18 protein-coding genes are annotated in these 15,316 nt (G+C 43.1%); 17 read left to right on the top strand and 1 reads right to left on the bottom strand.

The genetic code is table 11. The features are described 5' to 3' along the window. Positions 1–22: 22 nt before the first annotated feature. The 15 genes from ruvC to nadA all read left to right on the top strand — a co-directional run bounded on the left by ruvC (position 23) and on the right by nadA (position 12,683). Positions 23–541: a crossover junction endodeoxyribonuclease RuvC gene (ruvC, locus tag AACW90_RS03565; RefSeq protein WP_390230936.1), complete on the top strand. Its 519-nt coding sequence runs from the start codon at positions 23–25 to the stop codon at positions 539–541. A gap of 94 nt (positions 542–635) precedes the next feature. Next, a complete protein-coding gene (gene ruvA, locus AACW90_RS03560; protein WP_390230933.1) occupies positions 636–1,256 on the top strand; it encodes a Holliday junction branch migration protein RuvA in 621 nt (206 codons plus the stop codon). Between the two features lie 82 nt (positions 1,257–1,338). Continuing rightward, the gene (gene ruvB, locus AACW90_RS03555; protein WP_195703708.1) at positions 1,339–2,349 is read left to right on the top strand and encodes a Holliday junction branch migration DNA helicase RuvB; all 1,011 of its coding nucleotides are present in this window, start codon (positions 1,339–1,341) and stop codon (positions 2,347–2,349) included. Positions 2,350–2,815: 466 nt separating this feature from the next. Further along, on the top strand, positions 2,816–4,402 hold the full coding sequence (locus AACW90_RS03550) for a cytochrome ubiquinol oxidase subunit I (RefSeq protein ID WP_275134166.1): 1,587 nt from the start codon (positions 2,816–2,818) through the stop codon (positions 4,400–4,402). Positions 4,403–4,415: 13 nt separating this feature from the next. Then, positions 4,416–5,552 carry a cytochrome d ubiquinol oxidase subunit II gene (gene cydB, locus AACW90_RS03545; RefSeq protein ID WP_390230928.1) on the top strand — a complete coding sequence of 379 codons (1,137 nt, stop codon included), beginning with the start codon at positions 4,416–4,418 and terminating at the stop codon, positions 5,550–5,552. 12 nt (positions 5,553–5,564) lie between these two features. Continuing rightward, entirely contained in the window at positions 5,565–5,672 is a 108-nt protein-coding gene (cydX, locus tag AACW90_RS03540) for a cytochrome bd-I oxidase subunit CydX (protein ID WP_000270284.1), read from the top strand. Next, positions 5,665–5,970, top strand: coding sequence for a cyd operon protein YbgE (ybgE, locus tag AACW90_RS03535; RefSeq protein ID WP_390230925.1), 306 nt, complete (start codon positions 5,665–5,667; stop codon positions 5,968–5,970). Before cydX ends, ybgE begins: the two co-directional genes overlap by 8 nt. Before the next feature lie 150 nt (positions 5,971–6,120). Continuing rightward, positions 6,121–6,534, top strand: coding sequence for a tol-pal system-associated acyl-CoA thioesterase (gene ybgC, locus AACW90_RS03530; RefSeq protein WP_390230922.1), 414 nt, complete (start codon positions 6,121–6,123; stop codon positions 6,532–6,534). Beyond that, a complete protein-coding gene (gene tolQ, locus AACW90_RS03525) occupies positions 6,524–7,207 on the top strand; it encodes a protein TolQ (protein ID WP_275134162.1) in 684 nt (227 codons plus the stop codon). Before ybgC ends, tolQ begins: the two co-directional genes overlap by 11 nt. Positions 7,208–7,209: 2 nt before the next feature. Then, complete coding sequence (locus AACW90_RS03520; protein ID WP_347998276.1) at positions 7,210–7,653, top strand: ExbD/TolR family protein; 444 nt, start codon at positions 7,210–7,212, stop codon at positions 7,651–7,653. A gap of 12 nt (positions 7,654–7,665) precedes the next feature. Beyond that, positions 7,666–8,721 (top strand): cell envelope integrity protein TolA, encoded by a 1,056-nt coding sequence (gene tolA / locus AACW90_RS03515; protein ID WP_390230919.1) that lies wholly within the window; start codon positions 7,666–7,668, stop codon positions 8,719–8,721. 73 nt (positions 8,722–8,794) lie between these two features. Beyond that, the gene (tolB, locus tag AACW90_RS03510; RefSeq protein WP_390232044.1) at positions 8,795–10,093 is read left to right on the top strand and encodes a Tol-Pal system beta propeller repeat protein TolB; all 1,299 of its coding nucleotides are present in this window, start codon (positions 8,795–8,797) and stop codon (positions 10,091–10,093) included. A gap of 34 nt (positions 10,094–10,127) precedes the next feature. Continuing rightward, positions 10,128–10,649: a peptidoglycan-associated lipoprotein Pal gene (pal, locus tag AACW90_RS03505; protein ID WP_195703698.1), complete on the top strand. Its 522-nt coding sequence runs from the start codon at positions 10,128–10,130 to the stop codon at positions 10,647–10,649. Positions 10,650–10,664: 15 nt separating this feature from the next. Next, entirely contained in the window at positions 10,665–11,432 is a 768-nt protein-coding gene (gene ybgF / locus AACW90_RS03500) for a tol-pal system protein YbgF (protein WP_390230915.1), read from the top strand. Positions 11,433–11,636: 204 nt separating this feature from the next. Further along, on the top strand, positions 11,637–12,683 hold the full coding sequence (gene nadA / locus AACW90_RS03495) for a quinolinate synthase NadA (RefSeq protein WP_390230912.1): 1,047 nt from the start codon (positions 11,637–11,639) through the stop codon (positions 12,681–12,683). Between the two features lie 283 nt (positions 12,684–12,966). Here nadA and AACW90_RS03490 read toward each other — a convergent pair whose 3' ends face one another. After that, complete coding sequence (locus tag AACW90_RS03490; protein WP_390230909.1) at positions 12,967–13,536, bottom strand: UPF0149 family protein; 570 nt, start codon at positions 13,534–13,536, stop codon at positions 12,967–12,969. Between the two features lie 320 nt (positions 13,537–13,856). Here AACW90_RS03490 and AACW90_RS03485 point away from each other — a divergent pair, with 320 nt between their 5' ends. Both AACW90_RS03485 and AACW90_RS03480 read left to right on the top strand, forming a co-directional pair. Then, positions 13,857–14,306 carry an L-alanine exporter AlaE gene (locus tag AACW90_RS03485; protein ID WP_390230906.1) on the top strand — a complete coding sequence of 150 codons (450 nt, stop codon included), beginning with the start codon at positions 13,857–13,859 and terminating at the stop codon, positions 14,304–14,306. Positions 14,307–14,509: 203 nt separating this feature from the next. Next, positions 14,510–15,277, top strand: a complete 768-nt coding sequence (locus tag AACW90_RS03480) for a DeoR/GlpR family transcriptional regulator (protein ID WP_390230904.1) — start codon at positions 14,510–14,512, stop codon at positions 15,275–15,277. Positions 15,278–15,316 lie beyond the last annotated feature (39 nt).

The raw sequence follows: 15,316 nt of genomic DNA, 5'->3' as shown, positions 1-15,316 counted from the left end.
AATTAAACTATTTGGGCAATAAATGATAATTCTTGGCATTGATCCAGGTTCGAGGATAACCGGCTATGGTGTGATACGACAAGAAGGTCGGCATCTCTCTTACTTAGGCAGTGGTTGTATCCGAATGTCAGATTCTGATTTAGCAGGCAAATTGAAGCAAATATACGCAGGGGTAACAGAGCTGATTATTCAGTTTCAACCTGACGAGTTTGCGATTGAACAAGTCTTCATGTCAAAAAATGCGGATTCTGCACTGAAACTTGGGCAAGCCAGAGGTAGCGCCATTGTTGCTGCCGCGAACACTGACTTACCGGTTTTTGAATATTCCGCACGTTCAATTAAACAGGCTGTTGTGGGTACCGGTGGTGCCGATAAAGCACAGGTTCAACATATGGTAAAAAGCATTTTAAAGTTGCCTGCGAAACCTCAAGCGGATGCTGCGGATGCGCTGGGTGTCGCCATCTGTCACGCTAACACCAATAAAACGTTAATGGCATTAGCAGGTAAAGCGACGGGCGCGAAGAAAGGGCGTTATAGATAGTTGTGATTAAAGCCGCCCTCAAATGAGACACTGGTTATTCATCCAGTAATATATTATCATCCTGACATATTACCTGTTTCAAAGGATATTCTCTGTGATTGGACGCCTTCGTGGAATTTTGATTGAAAAACAACCACCTGAACTGCTCATCGAAGTGAGTGGTATTGGTTATGAAGTACAGATGCCAATGAGTTGTTTTTATGAGCTCCCTGAAATTGGTGCAGAAGCGATCGTGTATACCCATTTCGTTGTTCGAGAAGATGCCCAATTACTGTATGGTTTCAACACAGTAAAAGAACGTGCACTTTTTAGAGAAGTTATCAAAGCGAATGGAGTGGGACCGAAACTAGGGTTGGCAATATTGTCGGGTATGACGGCAGCTCAGTTTGTTTCTTGTGTAGAACGGGAAGATATTTCAACGCTTGTTAAGCTACCGGGTGTGGGTAAAAAAACCGCCGAACGATTAGTTGTTGAGATGAAAGATCGACTTAAAGGGTGGGGAGCCGGCGATTTATTTACGCCCGCCACCGATGCGGCGCCGAGTGAAAACCAATTAGCTTCGCATGGTAAACAAAGTGCAAAAGATGAAGCGATTAGTGCGTTAATTGCTCTTGGTTACAAACCGCAACAAGCGTCAAAGGTGATTTCTCAAGTCGCTAAACCAGATATGACAAGCGAATCTATTATTCGTGAAGCCTTGAAATCTATGGTGTGATTGAGATACTTAAATTAAATGCTCAATATAGTGTTCGCCGATTTATCGGCAACCACAGTAAAATGAATAAGAGAAAAAACCGATGATCGAAGCAGATCGCTTGATAGCACCGGATAATCCGGTATTTAAAGATGAAGAAGTCATTGACCGTGCTATACGGCCGAAGAAACTTGCCGATTATAGAGGGCAAGATCACGTGCGCAACCAGATGGAAATCTTCATTAAAGCGGCTCAGCAGCGTAATGAACCACTGGATCATCTATTGATTTTCGGCCCACCAGGTTTAGGCAAAACGACATTAGCCAACATCGTTGCTAACGAAATGGAAGTAAACATTCGTACGACCTCCGGCCCCGTGTTGGAAAAGGCGGGCGACCTAGCTGCGCTATTAACCAATTTGGAAGAAAACGATGTTCTTTTCATCGATGAAATTCATCGACTGAGTCCAATGGTCGAGGAGATACTTTATCCAGCAATGGAGGATTATCAATTAGACATCATGATAGGTGAAGGGCCAGCGGCTCGTTCTATCAAAATAGATCTTCCCCCTTTTACTCTGATTGGTGCGACGACTCGTGCAGGGTCACTGACATCCCCTTTACGTGACCGATTCGGAATCGTACAGAGGTTAGAGTACTACAACGTTCCTGATTTACAGTTTATCGTTCAGCGTAGTGCAAGCTGCCTTAACCTTTCAATGGAAGAGGACGGGGCGTTAGAGGTTGCTCGACGAGCACGTGGTACACCTCGTATTGCTAACAGGTTGCTGCGCCGGGTAAGAGATTATGCAGAAGTTAAAGGTAATGGCCACATCTGTTCTGATATAGCGGACAAAGCATTGGATATGCTTGATGTTGACCATAAAGGTTTTGATTACATGGATAGAAAGCTGCTTCTTGCCATTATGGAGAAGTTTTCTGGTGGCCCAGTAGGTTTAGACAACTTAGCCGCCGCGATAGGTGAAGAAAAAGAAACCATCGAAGATGTTTTGGAACCTTTTCTCATTCAACAAGGGTATCTACAAAGAACCCCAAGAGGTCGGATTGCTACTGAGAGAGCGTATTTGCATTTCGGTCTCGAAACAAGTAATTAACAATTAACACAATAAGATGGCCGTTTAAAACTCGAGCATATTAAGCGGCCATTTTTTTCATTTCTCTACTCATAAAGTGGAATAGGTCACATAAATTTAAATCTAATATCCTGCCCTTTTATTACCAATCGTTATATATAACCTTTTATAGTATCTCGTTAGAGTATTTAAATGGCCATTAAAACTGATCTAAGTCAATTAAAGGGCCGTATATTAATATTCACGAGATCTATTTGATTCAAATCAAAGCTAAAGCTTTTCAAAAATATTTTGTATCGAAACCAATAAACCGTTAATATTAGCCCTAGCTATATTAGAGCTTACTTAACAATTATCTAACCTAAAATGCACAAGCCATTAACAACTGAGTTCGTTTTATAATCGGACAATGTTATTTAATATAAAAAGTGCTTATGCATGATGCAAAAAGTACCAGTGTCACTCAGCCGACACAAAAGGAGCTAACATGATTGACATAGTTGATCTATCGCGGTTGCAATTTGCCTTCACAGCGATGTATCACTTCCTCTTCGTTCCATTGACTTTAGGTATGGCTTTCTTGCTCGCCATAATGGAGTCTCTCTATGTAATGACCGACAAACAAATCTATAAGGACATGACAAAGTTCTGGGGTAAGTTATTCGGTATAAACTTCGCTCTTGGTGTGGCTACTGGCCTTACCATGGAATTTCAATTCGGTACTAACTGGTCCTACTACTCACACTATGTAGGCGATATATTTGGTGCTCCACTCGCAATCGAAGCCCTCGTCGCATTTTTCCTAGAATCCACGTTTGTGGGGCTGTTTTTCTTTGGTTGGGAACGGTTATCTAAGCGCCAGCATTTGGCGGTAACGTGGTTAGTGGCTCTCGGTTCAAATTTTTCAGCGCTCTGGATTTTAGTCGCCAACGGTTGGATGCAAAACCCAGTCGGGTCGGAATTCAATTTTGAATCGATGCGAATGGAAATGGTGAGCTTTGCGGAACTTGTCTTAAACCCCGTTGCACAGGTTAAATTTGTTCATACGGTAGCATCAGGTTATACGACCGGTGCAATGTTTGTTCTGGGTATTAGCTCTTATTATTTGCTGAAAGGTCGAGACGTTGCTTTCGCTCGTCGTTCATTCGCTATTGCCGCATCATTCGGTATGGCAGCTATCCTGTCCGTTATCATATTGGGTGATGAATCTGGTTACGAGTTGGGGGATGTTCAAAGAGTGAAGCTCGCGGCAATTGAAGCGGAATGGCACACGGAAGAAGCACCCGCTGCATTCACGTTGTTTGGTTTCCCAAATCAAGAGACACAGCATACGGATTACGCCATTAAGATCCCTTATCTCATGGGTATTATTGCCACACGTTCTCTTGACACCGAAGTGACGGGTATTTCTGATCTTAAAATTGAGCACGAAGAGCGCATTCGTAGCGGCATACTCGCGTATGACCTTCTCCAAAAACTGCGTTCAGGTGATAAGTCCCAAGAAAACCTGGATGCCTTTGATGAACTAAAGCACGACCTTGGTTATGGGTTGCTGCTTAAGCGATACACCGATGATGTTGTAGACGCAACAGAAGAACAAATTAAAGCCGCAGCAGATGACTCAATTCCTACGGTTTGGCCTCTGTTCTGGTCTTTCCGAGTGATGGTTGCTGTCGGTTTCATTATGCTATTCGTATTCGGTGCCGCGTTTGTACAGACGTGTCGTCAGAAAATAGAACAGAAATCATGGGTTCTCAAGGCCGCTCTATTCAGCATTCCTTTGCCGTGGCTTGCAATAGAAATGGGTTGGTTTGTTGCAGAATATGGCCGTCAACCGTGGGCCGTGGGTGAAATATTACCTGTCGATGTTGCGGTATCTGCTTTAACCGAAGGTCAGTTATGGGCATCGCTACTTGCAATCATGGCTCTCTATACCGTATTCCTGATAGTTGAAGTCTATCTTATGGTGACATTTGCACGTAAAGGGCCTAGTAGCTTGAAGACAGGCCGCTACCACTTTGAACAGAGCGGTGATTCCGTACAAGATAAAGTTAACCGCCAAGTAGAAGCGTAAGGGAGATTAAAAAATGTTTGATTATGAAGCATTGCGATTTATTTGGTGGCTACTAGTAGGTGTTCTACTAATTGGTTTCGCCATTGCCGACGGGTTTGATTTAGGTGTCTGTGCCCTTGTACCTGTTATCGGTAAAACGGACAACGAACGTCGAGTGATGATTAACTCGATCGCGCCTCACTGGGACGGCAACCAAGTCTGGTTAGTTTCTGCTGGTGGTGCACTATTTGCTGCATGGCCAACCGTATATGCTGTGTCATTTTCTGGTTTTTACTTTGCCATGATCTTGACGTTAGCAGGGCTTTGGTTACGCCCAATTGGTCTGGATTATCGTTCTAAGATTGAGTCACCTAAATGGCGAAATAACTGGGACATTGCTATCAGTATTAGCGGGTTTGTTCCTTCTCTTATTTTTGGTGTTGCATTCGGGAACCTACTACAAGGCATACCATTTACGTTAAGCGACTTTATGATGCCAACGTATCACGGGTCATTCTTTGGACTACTTAATCCATTTGCACTGCTCTGTGGTTTAATCAGCCTTACTATGTTCTTAGTGATGGGGACAACGTGGTTGCAAATGAAAACCACTGCCGCTGTGAGAGATCGCGCTCGCGCCGTTTCTCAAGCCGGTGCATTAACTATTACCGTCCTTTTTGTCGCCGCTGGTTTTTGGATTCAATCCATTGACGGCTATGCGTTGAAGAGTGAAATTGATACGTTTGCTGCATCAAACCCACTGAACAAAGAAGTGGCTCGTGAGGCCGGATCTTGGATGGCGAACTACGCCAGTTATCCGCTTATGTGGATTGCCCCTATACTCGGTACGGTAATGCCACTTGTGGTTATTCTCGCAACGCGCATTAATAGTGGTGGGCTTGCATTCTTAGCTTCTAGTTTGACCTCTGCAGGTATTATCTTAACGGCTGGGTTCAGTATGTTCCCGTTTGTTATGCCTTCGAGCTTAAACCCAAGTCAAAGCCTTACAATGTGGGATTCGACATCGAGTGAGCTGACACTTCAAATAATGACGGTTGTCGCGGCTATCTTCATACCGATTATTTTGAGTTATACCGCTTGGTCTTACTACAAAATGTATGGTCGTATTGATGACAAGTTTATCGAAGAAAACAAGAATTCACTTTACTAAGGAGCCGTTGATATGTGGTATTTTGCATGGATTTTAGGCGTTCTACTTGCCTGCGCTTTTGGCATTATTAATGCGCTTTGGTTAGAGCACTCAGAAATGATGGACAAAGATAGTGAATAAATTGGCTATTCAAATAGCCAATTTGCACCGTCCTATTGATAAGGCCCTGTTTAGGGCGTTATCTTTTCTATTGGCAATCGGTCACGCTGGGCTGTTAATGTGGGATCCTAACCAATACAGTAATGCGATTGGGGGATTTAACGCAGTAATCGGTCCGCTGTTTCTTTGGGCTATCTGCTCAGGCGTAATATTTGGTGTAGGCTTTACCCCTATCCATATTGTGTGGAAAGCCTTTTTCTCGCCCTATATTTCTTTCGTTATCCTTATTTATCTAACAATCGCTTATCTATTTGTTTGATTTTTATCCAAAATGACGCTGTTCTTTCTGTACAGCGTCACTTTTTCGTCAATTTTGTGAAAAAAAGACAACTCCTCAATACTATTGCCATAACGATAGGGTATAGTTAGTAATTAATTTAATTATTATTAGCAATAGGTTGTGCAAAACGTGACAACTTCTCCATTCAAATGGCCCGTTACTATCTATTACGAAGATACTGACGCAGGTGGTGTTGTATACCATTCTAACTACCTGAAGTATTTCGAAAGAGCAAGGACGGAACTACTTCGACATATTGGGGTCTCTCAACAGGTGCTATTAGTAGAAAACATAGGCTTTGTTGTTCGACATATTGATATCGACTTTTTACAAGGTGCAAGGCTAGATGACCAATTGACAGTTGTCACCACTGTGTCTGAATTGAAGAAAGCGTCAATAGTGTTTTGTCAGGAAATCGTCAATCTTGAAGGCCGCACATTGTGTAAAGCCCTAGTTAAGGTAGCATGCGTGAACATTCAAAAAATGAAACCTCAAGCTATCCCAAGCTCATTAATTGCGGAGTTGAATCAGAGTGAACGCTGAAATTTCAATCTTAGATCTATTTTTACAGGCGAGCTTACTCGTTAAGTTTGTTATGTTGATATTACTTGGTATGTCGGTTGTTTCGTGGGCGATGATTATTCAACGCAGTAAAGTGTTGAGAACCGCATCAAAAGACGCCACTGAATTTGAAGACAAATTTTGGTCTACCCAAGACTTATCGAAGCTATATCAAGAAGTGAAAGAAAATAAAGACGATCTGTCGGGTAGCCGAGAGATTTTTTATTCTGGTTTTACCGAGTTTGCTCGTTTAAGAAGAACCTACGGTTCATCAAGTGAATCTGTGATGGACGGAACAGGCCGCGCAATGCGCGTTACCGTTTCACGAGAAGTAGAATCGCTAGAGACAAGCCTGCCGTTTTTGGCGACAGTTGGTTCTATCAGCCCGTATATTGGCTTGTTTGGTACGGTGTGGGGCATTATGCATGCCTTTATTGCGCTAGGGCAGGTTAAGCAAGCGACGCTAGCGATGGTTGCGCCAGGTATTGCTGAAGCCTTAGTCGCGACAGCGATGGGTTTATTCGCGGCTATACCCGCCGTAATGGCTTACAACAGTTTAAGCCATCGCGTGAGTAAGTTAGAGCACTCTTACGCAACGTTTTCTGAAGAGTTTCATAGTATTCTCCATCGCCAAGCGATGAGTGATAAGGATTAATCATGGCAGGTTATCAACCTAAAAAAAGGAAGCTAACCGCTGAAATCAATGTTGTACCATACATTGACGTAATGTTGGTGCTTTTGATTATTTTTATGGTGACCTCTCCTTTTATTACTCAAGGAGTGGATGTAGAACTGCCGCAAGCCTCTACGGCAAAACCGGCTTCTGATATCGCTGGTGATTCTGACGCAAGCTTTATCATTGTAGAGATAGATGCCGAAGGCAACCTAGGACTGAGCGTGAATAATGAAGACGTACAGCGGGGCCTTTCTTTACAAGATGTCATTGTGCGGGTAAAGGCAGAATTATCGATATCACCCACGTCACCAGTGGCAGTAGGTGGTGATGCAGCAACACCCTATGCTGAAATTGTTTTAGTACTGGATGAGTTAAGTCAGGCAGGGGTTCCCAAAGTTGGGCTCTTGACCGATATCAAGGAATAGCGTTAGCTGTAGATGAAAAATAACAAGAACCTAACATCGGCAATCATTATCTCAATTATCCTGCACCTATTATTGGTGGCAGCGTTGCTTTGGGGAACAGATTTTAATATGTCAAAACCAAAGCCGACGGGGAATCTGATTCATGCTGTCGTTATCGATCCTGCGATGGTACAAAAGCAGGCTAAAGAGATAAGAGAGAAACGCAAATCTGCAGCGAACACAGAACAAGAACGTCTGAATAAGCTTCGTAAGCAGAGTGAACAGTTAGAAAAAAACCGTAAGGTTGAAGAAGCGAGAATTCGTAAACTCAAAGAAGATAAAGCGAAAGCCGATAAAGCGACCCGTACAGCAGAAAAAAATAGAAAAGTCGCCCAAGAAAAGGTTCGAGTAGAAGAAGAAAAAATTCGAGAACAAAAACGGTTAACGGCGAACGCCGAAGCTGAGCGTATTAAGAAACAAGAGCAGGTCAAAAAAGCAGAGAAAGAACGTGTAGTCAAAGAGGCGGCAATTGCGGCAGCGGAAGTCGAACGATTAAGCCAAGAAAAAGCGGTAAAAGAAGCTCAAGAAAAAGCGAAAAAAGAAATAGAACTAGCTGAAAAAGCAGAAAAACAACGAGTGGCAAGCGAGAAAGCAGCAACAGAAGCAAAAGAGAAAGCCAAGAAAGAACAGGAACGGCTGAAGCAGCTCGAAAGAGAACGTAAAGAGCAGGAAGCAGCTTTGGGTGATATATTCGCTGGCCTAGAAGAAGAGGCTGCTCAAAATAGCTCAGCAAAACAACAGTTTGTAGCGTCAGAAACCGACAGGTACGCGGCAATATATACACAACTTATTCAGAGTAAGCTGCTTGTGGAGGACTCCTACAGGGGAAAGTCTTGTGTAGTTAACTTAAAGCTAATACCTGCAGGTAATGGTGCTATTTTGAGTAGTGTTAAGGTGCTCCGCGGTGATGCGCGTTTATGTGCGGCATCAAAAAGCGCCGTTACGCAAGTAGGCACGTTTCCGTTGCCAACAGATAAAGATGTGGCAAGTAAACTTCGTGATATTAACTTAACCGTTGCTCCAGAGTAGTCAGAAAAAGGGAAGTGTTTTGATTAAAAAACTTATCACAGGATTATTAATATTAAGTGCAAGTTTGAGCCCTATGGCCAATGCCGCACTGGAATTGGTAATAACAGAAGGTATCGATTCGGCTAGACCCATTGGTATCGTACCTTTTAAGTGGGAAGGCACAACTAAGCTTCCACATGATGTATCAAAAGTGATCGCGTCGGATCTACAACGCAGTGGCAAATTTAGCCCCGTTCCTGTCAATAAAATGCCACAAACGCCTTATGAAGACAGCCAAATCAAGTTTGAAGAGTGGACTAACTTGGGTGTCGATTCACTACTAACGGGCTCTATTACTCAGAACGCGGCTGGTGACTATGTCGTTAGGTATCAATTAGTCGATGTTATTCGAGGCCAATTGACGAAAGGGCAAAGTAAAACACTTAGTGCCGATGGCGAACTGGTACTTTCTAAAGACCATATTTTATTTAATAAGCGAGCAACGGTACCTGGTGAACGCCTAAGAGAATATGCGCACCGTATTTCCGACCTTGTTTACGAGCAATTAACCGGTGAAAAAGGGGCGTTTGTCACGCGTATTGCTTACGTGGTTATCAATGAAAAAGACCAGTACCAGTATCAACTGAGAATTGCCGATTACGACGGCTTTAACGAACGTCTCGTATTGCGCTCAAAGCAGCCACTTATGTCACCATCTTGGTCACCAGATGGACGCCAACTTGTTTATGTTAGCTTCCAAAATAACCAAGCAGAAATATTTCTAATGGACATCTATACGGGTAAAAGGGAGAAACTAACGTCATTCCCTCGCCACAATGGCGCTCCAAAATTCTCCCCTGATGGAAAAACGTTATCGATTGTGCTGTCAAAAACCGGCAGCCTTCAGGTCTATACACTTGATCTTGCAACACGCAAGTTACGCCAAATAACGCGGGGTAGATCAAATAATACAGAACCGTTCTGGTATCCTGACGGACAATCGTTAATATTTACATCGGATCGGGGTGGTAAACCTCAGATTTATCGAGTAAATTTGGTAAACGGCACGACTAACCGTTTAACTTGGCAGGGTAGCCAGAACTTGGGCGGGCAGATTACCCCTGATGGAAGATTCTTAATTATGGTGAATCGATCCAATTCAGGTTTTAATCTTGCAAAACAAGATCTGGAGACAGGAGCCGTTCAAGTGTTAACTAATACACTTTTGGACGAATCTCCAAGCATTGCCCCAAATGGTAGTATGGTCATTTATAGCTCTATTTATAGAAAGAAAAATGTGCTCTCTATGGTTTCTATAGATGGTCGATTTAAAGCTAGGTTACCAGCAACAAATGGGCGTGTTAGAGCTCCCGCTTGGTCACCGTTTTTGTAGCAACGAAGTTTTGACAAACAAAGGAATATAAAAGATGCAACTTAATAAGGTTTTTAAAGGGCTCTTAATTGCGCTACCTATTCTAGCAGTAACAGCTTGTAGCTCAAGTGACGAAGCTGCTGATGCCGCTTCTCAACAAACGAACAACCAAGAGCAGACAACGACTGTTGCTACTCCGGTTGATCAAAATGCTCAACTTTCAGAGCAAGAAATGAAAGAGCAAGCTCTTCGCGAAAACAGCACTGTTTATTTTGCGTTTGACAACGCAACCGTTTCTGGCAATTACGAAGAAATGCTAGCAGCACACGCGGCATTCTTAAGCAAAGACCCTGCAATTAAAGTAACTGTAGAAGGTCACGCTGACGAACGTGGTACTCCTGAGTACAACATCGCTCTTGGTGAATACCGTGCAGAAGCTGTTTCAAAATATCTTCAAGCACTAGGTGTTCAGTCTGACCAAATCTCTATCATGAGCTACGGTGAGGAAAAACCTCTAGTTCTAGGTCAATCTGAAGATGCCTATGCGAAAAACCGTCGCGCGGTTATCGTATACTAATCGAGGATAGACCTCATGTTCAGTAACTTTAAGCGAGTTGTTTCGCTTGCGTTGCTGGCCAGTGCAGCGAACCTCGTGTTCGCTGCACCAGCTCCAGTATCTGATGTAAGCAACGCATCTTCTTCCGTTAGCGCCATGCCTGAAACCGATGTTCAGCGACTTGAACGTTTGTTGAATAATCGATCTCGAGTGCAACTGCAAATGCAGCAGCAAATCGATGATATGGCACGAGAACTTAGCGAAATGAGAGGGATGGTAGAACGAAATAGCTACGATATGAAGCAGATGTTAGAACGTCAGCGAGAATTATTTATCGAGTTGGACCGTTTGAGAAATGAAAAACAGCAACCTGTTGATAATGTAACCCCTGCGACTAGTGGTGGTACAGAAGCCAACGGTGGTGTGTATGCTGCCAATGTGAACGAAGAAGCTGCTTATAAAAAAGCCGTTTACCTCGTCCAAGTGGATAAAGATTACACGGGTGCACTAGCGGCATTTGCTAAGTTTCAAAAAGACTTCCCTAATTCGTCTTACGCAGCCAACTCTCATTACTGGGTTGGGCAATTGAATTACGCTCTAAAAAAAGATGTTGATGCAGCAAAAAGTTTTGCTTCTGTCGTCTCTTATGAAAAATCAAACAAGCGCGCTGATTCACTTGTAAAGCTTGGTGATATTGCAGCCCGCAATGGTAAACCTGCGGTAGCAAATAAGTATTATCAACAGGCGATTGATGGATACCCTGGTTCAGCCTCCGCTAAGATGGCCAAATCAAAACTTAAATAAAAAATAGACCATTTAATGGTCTATTTTTTTGTCTCATTTAGACCCGTATCTCTTCATTAGCATTTCTGTTTACCCTATTGAGTATCTCTATATGACTAATCATTTAGTCGTAGTAGCAATAGCAATTGTTCAACAGTGGTAGAAAATGGGGCCTCATCAGGTGTACAATGATCGGATTCACTGACGTTGCATAGAGCAAAAGCAATGAGCCACATATTAGATCTAATAGAAACCACCGTTTATCCATTTCCACCCAAACCAACGCCATTGACCGATGAGCAAAAGCAGACGCATCTTGAAAGTATAAAACGCCTGTTAAAACAGAAAGACGCGGTATTAATTGCCCATTATTACACTGATCCAGAGATTCAGGCTCTTGCGGAAGAAACCGGAGGGTTTGTTGGCGATTCATTAGAAATGGCAAAATTTGGTAATCGTCACTCGGCGAGCACGCTAATTATTGCTGGCGTTCGTTTTATGGGTGAGTCTGCGAAAATACTTACCCCAGAAAAAACCATCTTAATGCCAACCTTAGAAGCAGAATGCTCCTTAGATTTAGGTTGCCCAGCAGATAAATTCACAGAATTTTGCGATGCACATCCAGATCATACAGTTGTGGTTTACGCCAATACATCAGCAGCAGTTAAAGCGCGCGCAGATTGGGTTGTTACCTCAAGTATTGCATTAGAAATTGTTGAGCATCTCGATGATGAAGGCGCGAAAATTATCTGGGGACCTGATCGTCATTTAGGTTCTTATATTGCCAATAAAACAGGTGCAGAGATGCTTCTGTGGCAAGGCGAATGCGTTGTACACGACGAGTTTTCCGCTAAAGCACTAAAGGAGATGAAAGCCGTTTATCCAGAAGCCGCCGTTTTAGTGCACCCTGAATCTCCAGCATCGGTTGTTGAGTTGGCTGACGCAGTCGGTTCTACCAGTCAACTTATTAAGTCAGCAAAAGAACTACCGAATAAGCAGCTCATTGTTGCAACAGATAAAGGTATCTTCTTTAAAATGCAGCAGTTGGTTCCTGAGAAGGAGCTTATGGAAGCGCCAACCGCCGGTGCAGGCGCGACATGTCGAAGCTGCGCTCATTGTCCTTGGATGGCCATGAATGGTTTAGCCGCGATAGAAAGTGCCTTAACGGGGTCGTCAGACAAGCATGAAATCTTTGTAGATGAAGAGATTCGTGTCAAGTCACTCATACCATTAAATCGTATGCTGGATTTTGCCGAGCAGTTACAAAGCTAGTTTAGGTATGAACACAGGTCATTAGGCATTGCTTTCGCAAAAATGATCGTCATCCCCATGAAAAGCTATCGTCATCCCCATGAAAAGCAACGTCATCCCCATGAAAATGGGGATCTAAACTTACCAAGATTCCCGTTTTCACGGAAATGACGAAGTATTTAGCACTAACCGAACATCATTATACGAACGTGGGGAACCGATGTGTTCTGTGTACCTTGTGAATAACAAGGACGCCCGTTTTCATGGGAATGTCAGGAGCGATGACAATAATGTTTAGTCTCTGTTATTGCGACTCTGCGAGTTCCACACCGCGCTGAGTCAAGCCACACAACATGACCGGAATGGCATTGTAGATCTCCTCAAATTGCTCAAGCCCTTCAACGCCATGTTCTTTTAACGTCTCAATGGCGGTTTCTGGATCATAAAGCAGGCTTAAAGAAAGCAGTACACCCCCAAGCAGTGCATTGTCTTCGCTATGCTCAGGCATTAAGGTTTCCCAATCATCTCTGGCGAGTTGCCAGCCCTGAAGTGCCCCTTCAGTAAACGCGCGCGCCTCTTCAGAAATAATCTCTTTTTCGTCAAGCGTATAACCCGTCGGCCATTGCCATGTGCCGTCGAGTAGAGCAGGGCGAGTTGTATTCCAAAGTGCGATCAGCAAATCTGCGTATTGCTCAAATTGTACCCCATCGGTAAAAGGCGCAACTTCTTCTCCGCCCCAAAGGAATGGGATCCACTCTGTTGGGTCAAGTACATTGGGCGCGGCAGCCATAGCCGTTATGAAGCCATAGGTTTGTGCTTCACCGAGTAGTTTGCCTTCAAGTTCAGGTTGTTGAAGTAATTCTTTTAGTGTCACGGTATCTTCTCAGAAAAATTTGATGAACTATACTAACACAGCTCTGAATCCCTCTTCATCATCCCTAACTGCATGTGGTTATTCTTTGTACCTTATTTTCCTAACTGACTAAAAAAAGCGCGATCTATATCACGCTAGCGAATCATGCTAATTTTTTTTAAAAAAATAGTACAATATTCAAAACATAATTTTAAAAACAGTATATAAGTTTAGTTAAGATCTGTTCTAATAGCACGATAAACTGGTATGGAATCATATAGCCAGTGTTAAATTGATGTTATTTATTATTTTGGCAGTTTATTGTTTTGTAGGAAAAGAAAATGAAATCACGTGGTCCTTTTTGCCTTAGGAACGTAGCAGCGGACACCTTTGCTATGGTGGTATTTTGTTTCATCTCAGGAATGATGATTGAAATTTTTGTGTCTGGAATATCTTTTGAAACATCACTCGCTTCGCGTCTGGTGTCGATACCCGTGAATATCGCGATAGCGCTTCCGTATGGTATTTTTCGGGACTGGGTACTGAAGCAAGGGGCGAGGTTATCGCTGTCCTCTTTTATGAAAAATAGTTCTGATCTCATCGCGTTTGTTGCATTTCAATCTCCTGTCTATATTGGCATTTTACTTTTCGTTGGCGCTTCGACAGACCAAATTATCACCGCGGTCTCAACCAATGCGGTAATATCGTGTGGTATGGGGGTTCTTTACGGGTATTTTCTTGATATATGCCGTAAGTGGTTTCGTGTGCCAGGGTATGTACCACAGGTTTAGGTTTGTCATTCCTGCCATTTGTCGGATATTTCTACTGCGTTATCAATTTTAAAGGTAGAGCCACTACCTTTAAAATCTGTGTCTATCATAAATTCCCAGCGATGCGCTGAAAAATAGCCTCTAAAAATCAACGGACCCTAGGGTTATTGGTTATTTTTAATTATACTAGCTGACGTTATATTCAAATAAGAAAAGGAACGGACGTGAAAGCAGAACAGCGGCACCAAGAGATTATTCGATTGGTTGAATCGAATGGAGAAGTTAACACAGACGAACTTGTCGAACTGTTTAATGTCAGTCCTCAAACGATTCGCAGAGATCTGAATGAGCTTGCAGAACTCAATAATCTTCGCCGGACCCACGGTGGCGCGACCAACCTTTCTAGCTCTGAAAACTCCAGCTATAGCAATCGTAAAGTCATGCATCCACGACAAAAAGAGTTGATAGCGGCAACGATGGCAAAGCACATCCCTAATGGTTCAACGTTATTTATTGACATCGGTACTACTCCAGAGGCCTTCGCAAGGGCTTTGACCGTAGGACATAGTGATCTTCGTATTGTGACCAACAATATTAATGTGGCGATGATATTAATGGAACGCCCTGATTTTAAGGTAATTCTTGCCGGTGGTGAAGTGCGGAATATCGATGGTGGCGTAACAGGTGAGGCGACGTTAGACTTTATTTCACAGTTCAGACTTGATTTCGGTGTGCTTGGTATAAGTGGGATCGATAACGATGGCTCGTTACTCGACTTTGACTATCACGAGGTACGAGTTAAGAAAGCTATAATAGAGAATAGTCGTCAAACTCTATTGGGCGTTGACCATTCCAAATTTGGACGCAATGCCATGGTAAAGCTTGGTAATTTGAGTGAAATAGATTTAGTGGTCACGGATCAATTACCACCAGAACCATTGGCCTCTATCCTTGCCGAGAGTGAAACACAAATAGAGGTCGTTACCTTATAGCGGTGCGTCGACTAGGTTGAACCCATCAAACAAATAAAA

Source organism: Vibrio frigidus (assembly GCF_042465995.1).
Taxonomy (GTDB): domain Bacteria; phylum Pseudomonadota; class Gammaproteobacteria; order Enterobacterales; family Vibrionaceae; genus Vibrio.
Note: the sequence above shows the minus strand (reverse complement) of the source record. Positions and strands in the feature narration are given on the sequence as shown.

Excerpts from the sequence above, each read along its gene's own strand:
- ruvC (WP_390230936.1), top strand. The coding sequence starts at position 23 with ATGATAATTCTTGGCATTGATCCAGGTTCGAGGATAACCGGCTATGGT.
- ruvB (WP_195703708.1), top strand. The coding sequence starts at position 1,339 with ATGATCGAAGCAGATCGCTTGATAGCACCGGATAATCCGGTATTTAAA.
- AACW90_RS03550 (WP_275134166.1), top strand. The coding sequence starts at position 2,816 with ATGATTGACATAGTTGATCTATCGCGGTTGCAATTTGCCTTCACAGCG.
- cydB (WP_390230928.1), top strand. The coding sequence starts at position 4,416 with ATGTTTGATTATGAAGCATTGCGATTTATTTGGTGGCTACTAGTAGGT.
- cydX (WP_000270284.1), top strand. The coding sequence starts at position 5,565 with ATGTGGTATTTTGCATGGATTTTAGGCGTTCTACTTGCCTGCGCTTTT.
- AACW90_RS03520 (WP_347998276.1), top strand. The coding sequence starts at position 7,210 with ATGGCAGGTTATCAACCTAAAAAAAGGAAGCTAACCGCTGAAATCAAT.
- tolA (WP_390230919.1), top strand. The coding sequence starts at position 7,666 with ATGAAAAATAACAAGAACCTAACATCGGCAATCATTATCTCAATTATC.
- tolB (WP_390232044.1), top strand. The coding sequence starts at position 8,795 with ATGGCCAATGCCGCACTGGAATTGGTAATAACAGAAGGTATCGATTCG.
- pal (WP_195703698.1), top strand. The coding sequence starts at position 10,128 with ATGCAACTTAATAAGGTTTTTAAAGGGCTCTTAATTGCGCTACCTATT.
- ybgF (WP_390230915.1), top strand. The coding sequence starts at position 10,665 with ATGTTCAGTAACTTTAAGCGAGTTGTTTCGCTTGCGTTGCTGGCCAGT.
- nadA (WP_390230912.1), top strand. The coding sequence starts at position 11,637 with ATGAGCCACATATTAGATCTAATAGAAACCACCGTTTATCCATTTCCA.
- AACW90_RS03485 (WP_390230906.1), top strand. The coding sequence starts at position 13,857 with ATGAAATCACGTGGTCCTTTTTGCCTTAGGAACGTAGCAGCGGACACC.